This is a genomic window from Chloroflexota bacterium, assembly GCA_016197225.1.
Lineage (GTDB): Bacteria > Chloroflexota > Anaerolineae > Anaerolineales > VGOW01 > VGOW01.
On sequence record JACPWC010000049.1, the window covers coordinates 1 to 6818 of the forward strand.

Here is a 6818-nt window from a genome sequence, read left to right on the forward strand (position 1 = left end):
CCTTCCGCACGTTGGCTTCGCCGAGTTTGGCCCCGACCGCCCGGAACAAGCGCAAGGCTTCTTCGTAACTGACCAGGGCCGCGTCCGTTTCTTTACGGAACTGTTGCACGTCGCCGATGGCCTGAAGCACGTTGGCTTGCAACCTCGTATCTGAAACGCCAACACGAAGGGCGGCGTGCGCTTTTAGCTCCCACCGGTCAAATAACAACAACATCAACCAATTGCGTCCGGCGCGTAGAAGGTCGGCCATTTGATTACCGTTCTTTTGAGATTCGGCTTCATCAAGCGCTCGCAACAGGTTGTTGAGTTCAAGGCTCACCTCCGGGGCCGTGGTGACATCATCAGCGAAGTGATCGTCAAACAGCTTAATCAGCCATTCAGCCATCGCAGTGTGAGCCGCCCCAGTTTCGCCAGCCTCTCGCAATTTGTCGGCGGCATACTCATCCAACAAATCGTGCAGGCGGTAGCGTTCCGCCTCGCCCGGCACCACTTTCACCAGCGACAGGTTTAGCAAACGGCGCAAGGCTTGCCCGGCTGTGGCGGTGTCTTGCCAAACGTGGGCGGCGGCCTCCGGGCTGAAGCCGGTCGGGTGAAAGGCGGCCAGCGCCCGAAAACGCTTTTGGTCTTCAGGGGCCAAGTCCTTGTAACTGGCGTCGAAAACGGCGGTCAAGTCCAGGCGCGGGTCGTCTCCCATGCGCATCTCGGGCAGGCCGTGCGCTTCCAGTTTGCCCAAGTAGTTTGCGGCGGGCGTTGTTACACCTTGCATCTGGCGAGTGCGGCGGGCCGCAATCTCCAGCGCCAGCGCGTTATAGCGGCACCGTTCAGCGATGGCCTCAAACACTTTTTCTTCAGCGACCACCATCTTTTCGCCCAGCGCGGCGGCAAACAGTTCACGCGCCTGGACGGGGGTCATCCGGTCCAACTCAAAAGTATTTTTCAACGGGATGAGATGGGAGGGCTGTTGGATGCGGCTGGTGATAAGCACGGCACAAGGCGGGGCAGGGGGTAGAAAATCTTTCAGTTGCTCTTTGGCCGCAGCCCGCAAATCGTCCAGCACCACCAGATAGCGATGGCTGGAGAAGATGGCTTGCAAGGCCTGCACCTGCGCCGGGTATGCCTCCGGCGGCCTTTGCCCGCACCTGCTAATCATCTCCGGCACCAGCAATGGGGCGGTCTTGTCGCTCACGTCAATCCATAACACATTCTCGAAATTCGAGCGCAATTCTTGCAGGGCGCGCTTGGCCAGTTCACTTTTGCCCACGCCGCCGGGCGCGTGCAGGCCCACAATGGCAGCCACGCCGTTGCCCTTCAGCGCGGCAAAGACATTCGCCTCGATGCCGCGCTGAATGTACACTTCTGCGTTCAGCGGCGGGATAGAGCCGAGCAGGGGTTCTGGCGGTTCTTCCGGAGCGGGCGGTAAAACCTGCTCGAGCTTCTCGACGTAGGTGTCGGTCTGAATGTTGCGCCCGCCTTCGCCGGTGTTGATTTGTGGCCTGTCGCCAGAGATGTCGAAGGTCGTTCCACTTGCAGGCGGCGTTGCGGCGGGCGGTTTAGTTTCTGCGGGCGCAGGGGGCGGCGACTCGGTTGTCTTGTCGTCGGGTTTGCGCGGGTCGCGTCGAGTAAATTCCAAACCGCCGGGCAGTTTGAAGTTGTAAAACTTGAACAGGAGAAAGAGCAGAATACTGCCCGCGATGATAACGCCGCACGGCAGGACGCAGTAGAGAGCAATGTTGGGCCACAGGTCGGTCAGATTGGGCATGGCATCCCCTTACGGTTGCGGCGGCAGTACAAGCCCGCCTGTGTTTGAGACAACGGATCCGGCGAATTGGACGGATCAGCATCCGCGCCATTCTTCAAACCCGTTGTCTCAAAGTGTAGACCAAAACGAGAGGAAGGCAAGCGAGAGATAACAACGGATGGGTGGAATTTAACGGATCGATCCGTTAAATTCCACCCATCCGTGTTCTCACTAGCATCTCCTCTCAAGCGGAGTATAATCCTCCCATGCCAACAACCAATAACGAATTACTAATCACCAGCGTCGTCGTCTTCCCCGACCGCGCCCGCGTGGCCCGGTCGGGCCGCCTCAGTTTAACGACCGGCCTCCAGCGCGTGGCCGTGGCCGACCTGCCGCTGGCTCTGGTGACAGACTCGGTGCGCGCCAGCGGCAGTGGCGCGGCCAAAGCCAAACTGCTCGGCGTGAGCACCCACCTGGAGCAATATCTGGAGACGCCGGCTGAAATCGTCCGCGAACTGGAAGCGAAGATTCAGGCCACTGAGGACGCCGACAACGATCTGATCGCCCGCGCCGGAGTGCTGGAGAAAGAAGGAAAGTCGCTCGACGGGCTGGCGGCTCAAAGTGAGATGTACGCTCGCGGCCTGGCTTTGCGAAACCGCTCAACCGAGGAGCAGGGTGCTCTGTTCGATTTCATCACCGCCCGCGCCCAAACCCTGCAAGCAGAAATTTTGAAGATCGGGCGCGAGCGACGCGAGCGCGCCAAAGAACTCGATCAACTGCGCCGCCAACTCAAGAACACGCAAGCCGCCCGGCCCCGGCAACGCTACACGGCGACAGTTGAACTTGAGGTGTTGACGGCAGGCGATCTCGATCTCGAACTTACCTACGTCGTCACCGGCGCAAGTTGGACGCCGCTTTACGATCTGCGTTACGCCGACTCGAGCCTCAACGTGACCTGCCTGGCGCAAGTGGCCCAGAACACCGGCGAGGACTGGACGAACGTGGCCCTGACTCTCTCGACCGCCCAACCGGCGCTGGCCCTCGTCATCCCCGAACTCGATCCCTGGTACGTCCGGCCACTGCCGCCGCCCCGGCCCAAGATGGTCGCCCGTTCGATGGTTGCCGCTGCTGCTCCGGCCTCGTTTGCGCCGCAAGCCGCCGAACAAATGCAAACGCTGGCCGCCGTCGCCGAACCCGAGTCTCACGAACTGACCGCCGACTCGGCGGCCATCTCCGACTCTGGCCCCAGCCTGACGTACCGACTCAGTGGCCGGGCCGACATCCCCGGCAACAACGACCCGCGTAAGGTGACGGTGGCAACCTTCCCCCTCAAGCCGGCCATTGATTACGTCACCGCGCCCAAGCAGGAGCAGGTCTGTTACCGGCGAGCCACGATCAAAAACGAGAGCCAGTACACGCTCCTGCCCGGCCCGGCCCAACTGTTCGAGGGCGACGATTATCTGGGCGCGACCCGGCTGGACTTCTGCGCGCCCGGCCAGGAGTTTGAGCTGGCGCTCGGCGCGGACGAACGGCTGCGAGTGGAGCGCGAGCTGGCCCAGCGCGACGTGGACAAGACCTTCATCGGCGACCGCCGCCGCATCCGATTCGCTTACACTATCAAACTTGAAAACCTGCGCGACGCGCCGCAAACGATCCTGGTGCGTGATCAACTGCCCGTGCCGCGCGACGAGCAGATCAAGGTCAAACTCGAGTCGGCTGAACCGAAGCCGACCAAACACACCGACCTCAACCAGCTTGAGTGGAAGCTGACCCTCGACAAATCAGCCAAGCAAACCCTCCGCTTCGATTTCACCGTTGAATATCCGCGAGCGATGGAAGTCATCGGCCTGCCCTAATTCTCCAATTCTCTAATTCTCTCTAATCTCCTTCATGCCCAAACCCTCCCAACCCACTCAACCTCCCTCCGAGCGCGCCTTCCTCGTCGGCGTGCAACTGCGCGACAGCGACGATCTGTTTGGCGTCGAAGACTCGCTGGCCGAACTGGCCCTGCTGGCCGACACTGCCGGCATGGAAGTCGTCGGCGACCTCTACCAGAAGATTGACAAGCCCGATCCCAACACCTTTATCGGCTCCGGCAAAGTGATCGAACTCAAAGACTTCGTCGAAGAGACTCTGGCCGACACCGTGATCTTCGACGATGAGTTGTCGCCGCGCCACCAGCGCGAACTCGAAGGCATCCTGGGCGAGAAAGTCAAAGTGCTGGATCGCACCGCCCTCATCCTCGACATCTTTGCCCAGCACGCTCACACTCGCGAAGGCGCTTTGCAAGTGGAACTTGCCCAGTACGAATACCGTTTGCCGCGCCTCACCCGGCAGTGGACGCATTTGGCCCGGCAGGCCGGCGGCGCGGCCGGGCGGGGCGGCACAGGCGGCGTGGGCTTGCGCGGCCCCGGCGAAACTCAGCTTGAGGTAGACCGCCGCGAAATCTCGCGCAAGATCAGCTACTTGAAAAAGGAGTTGGAAAAAGTTCGCGCCCATCGCGGGCGCTATCGCGCCCAGCGCAAGCGGAGCGCCGTGCCGGTCGTCGCCATCGTCGGCTACACCAACGCCGGCAAGTCTACCCTGCTCAAGGCGCTGTCTAACGCCGAGGTGTACATCGCCGACCAACTCTTCGCCACCCTCGACCCGACCACCCGCCGCGTGGAACTGCCCGGAGGGCGGGCCGCCCTCTTCACCGACACCGTCGGCTTCATCCAGAAACTGCCCACCACGCTCGTGGCCGCCTTCCGAGCCACGCTGGAGGAAATTGACGAGGCCGACCTTCTTCTGCACGTGGTGGACATCACCCACCCCAACGCCTCCGAACAGGCCGAGGCCGTGCGCCGGACGCTCGAAGAACTGGAAGTGCACGACATCCCGGTGGTCACCGCCCTCAACAAAATTGATCGCCTGCCGGATTTTGATTCGCACGACAACCCGCTGGCCGCTTACCCGAACACGGTCGGCATCTCGGCGGCCAAACGGCTGGGGTTGGGCGCGCTGCTGGAACACGTCCAGCAAGCCCTGCACGAGACGCTCGCCCCGCTCGATGTTCGAGTGCCTTACAAAGACGGCCAGCTCATTTCCATTTTTCACGAGCATGGCGTGATCGAAAAGATCGAGCACGAAGAGAAAGCCGTCCACATCAAAGGCCGCATCCCGTCCCGCCTCGCCGCCCGGTTCACACCTTATCTTATAAAAGCCAAAAGAAAGAGATCAGAGAATTAGGGGATTGGAGAATTGGAGATTTAGGACAATCTCTAATTCTCTAATTCTCTGATCTTCATTGCCATGTTCCTCGACCGCCTCTCCGAATTTCTTTCCAAGCGGCGTGGCCTGCCGGTCATCATTGCCATTCTGCTGGTGATCGCCAACCTGATTCTGCAAGTCATCCCCGGCCTCGAGTGGCTGGCCCGCACCAACCTCTTGTTGCATCTTGGCGTCATCATCGGCCTGCTGGGCATTCTGCTCTCCGCCGCGCTCGGCTAATAACCAATAACTGATAACTGGTTATCGGTTATTGGTTGTTGAAATGACTCATGTCGTCCGATTTCGAACTCGAACTCTCCCGCCATTTCTCCGGCGATCTGCGCTTTGATCCTTACTCGCGCATACTTTATTCAACCGACGCCAGCAGTTATCAAATCGAGCCAATCGGCGTCGGCCCGTCGGCCAGGCCCTCATCCTCGACCTCTCCAAACACCTCAACCGCATTCTTGAAATTAACTCCGAAGAGCAGTGGGCGCTCTGCGAGCCGGGCGTGGTGTGCGACGCGCTGAGCAACGCGGCCAAACAATATGGCCTCATGGTCGGCACCGACCCGGCCTCGTCGAACCGGGCCACCCTCGGCGGCATGGTATCCAACAACTCCACCGGCGCCCACTCGGTGTTGTACGGAATGACCGCCGATCATTTAATTTCCGCCGATGTGATTCTGGCTGACGGTTCAGCCGCCTCCTTTGGGGAAACGTCTTCGCCGCCCAACCTTTCCTCTGCCGTGTCCGCCGTCGTCGCCCGAAACCGCGAGACGATTCGCAATCGCTATCCCAAAACGTGGCGGCGCTCGTCGGGTTACTCGCTCAACTATCTCGTGCCTCACGTCGCCGCCAAACCTCACGGCTGGCCCGATGATCGACCTTATCCATCTTCGAGTTCCGCCAACCTGGCCAAACTTTTGGCCGGCAGTGAAGGCACGCTGGCCGTGCTCACCCGCGTCAAACTCAACCTCGTGCCGCGCCCGAAGAAGACGGCCCTGTGCATCCTGCACTTCGACTCCATCGCCGCCGCCGCCGACGCGACCCCGGCCATCCTCGAGTCCAAACCCTCGGCCATCGAGTTGATTGACAAGATGATGATTGATCTCACGCGTGAAGTTCCGTCTTATGCGCGTTTGCTCACCTGGGTGCAGGGCCATCCCGCCGCCGTCCTCATCGTCGAGTTCTACGGCGAGACCGATTCTGAACTCATTGCCAAAGTGGAAGCCCTCGAAGCGCGCAAACTCGCGCCCACCATTGTTCGCGCCATCACGGTTGAGGAGCAGGGCCGGGTGTGGGGCGTACGTAAAGTGGGGCTAGGCCTGCTCATGTCGGTGCGCGGCGAGGCCAAGCCGCTAGCCTTCATGGAAGATGTGGCTGTGCCGGTGGAGTGCCTGGGCGAATACGTCCGCGAGGTGGAACGCATCTTCGCCGAAGAGGGCGTGTCGTCGGGCTACTATGCTCACGCCTCAGCCGGATGTTTGCACATCCGGCCCCTCATCAGCCTCAAACAACAAACCGAGATCGAGCGCATGAAGCGCATCGCCGAGGCCGGAATGCGATGCAGGACTTCGTGCCAGAAGTTCACCAGGCGCGCGCCGATGATGTTCGCGCCGAACACGCCGGTGATGAACACGATCAGCAGGGTCAGCAACACACCCAGACCTGGAATGTGAACGCCCAGCCACGCCTCCGTCCGGTACTCAGGCGGCAGCAGGCTACGATCCCTCCGCCGCACCCGACGCCGAGGCGCGCGCCCGCGCGTTCTTCGCGAGCTACCTCGGCAAGTGAGGGTTGTCAGTCGACGGTGATCTTGTTGACCTTGG

The 6818-nt window shown here is 61.0% G+C and carries 6 protein-coding genes and 1 pseudogene; 5 read left to right on the top strand and 2 right to left on the bottom strand.

Annotation, left to right across the window (positions count from 1 at the left end; all coding sequences use genetic code 11):
- On the bottom strand, nucleotides 1–1759 hold a 1759-nt coding region (locus HYZ49_08240; GenBank protein ID MBI3242266.1), incomplete at its 3' end, for a hypothetical protein.
- A gap of 245 nt (nucleotides 1760–2004) precedes the next feature.
- On the opposite strand from HYZ49_08240, the gene HYZ49_08245 reads away from it, so the two are divergent.
- The 5 genes and pseudogenes from HYZ49_08245 (at nucleotide 2005) to HYZ49_08265 (ending at nucleotide 5690) form a co-directional block, all read left to right on the top strand.
- A complete protein-coding gene (locus HYZ49_08245; protein ID MBI3242267.1) occupies nucleotides 2005–3594 on the top strand; it encodes a mucoidy inhibitor MuiA family protein in 1590 nt (529 codons plus the stop codon).
- 34 nt (nucleotides 3595–3628) lie between these two features.
- Nucleotides 3629–4966 (top strand): GTPase HflX, encoded by a 1338-nt coding sequence (gene hflX, locus HYZ49_08250; GenBank protein MBI3242268.1) that lies wholly within the window; start codon nucleotides 3629–3631, stop codon nucleotides 4964–4966.
- A gap of 63 nt (nucleotides 4967–5029) precedes the next feature.
- Nucleotides 5030–5227: a hypothetical protein gene (locus tag HYZ49_08255; protein MBI3242269.1), complete on the top strand. Its 198-nt coding sequence runs from the start codon at nucleotides 5030–5032 to the stop codon at nucleotides 5225–5227.
- 50 nt (nucleotides 5228–5277) lie between these two features.
- Entirely contained in the window at nucleotides 5278–5517 is a 240-nt protein-coding gene (locus HYZ49_08260; protein MBI3242270.1) for a hypothetical protein, read from the top strand.
- A pseudogene (locus tag HYZ49_08265) lies at nucleotides 5421–5690 on the top strand (FAD-binding oxidoreductase). The gene HYZ49_08260 and the pseudogene HYZ49_08265 overlap by 97 nt, the downstream one beginning before the upstream one ends.
- A gap of 764 nt (nucleotides 5691–6454) precedes the next feature.
- On the opposite strand, the gene HYZ49_08270 reads toward HYZ49_08265, so the two are convergent.
- A complete protein-coding gene (locus tag HYZ49_08270; GenBank protein MBI3242271.1) occupies nucleotides 6455–6793 on the bottom strand; it encodes a DUF502 domain-containing protein in 339 nt (112 codons plus the stop codon).
- Nucleotides 6794–6818 lie beyond the last annotated feature (25 nt).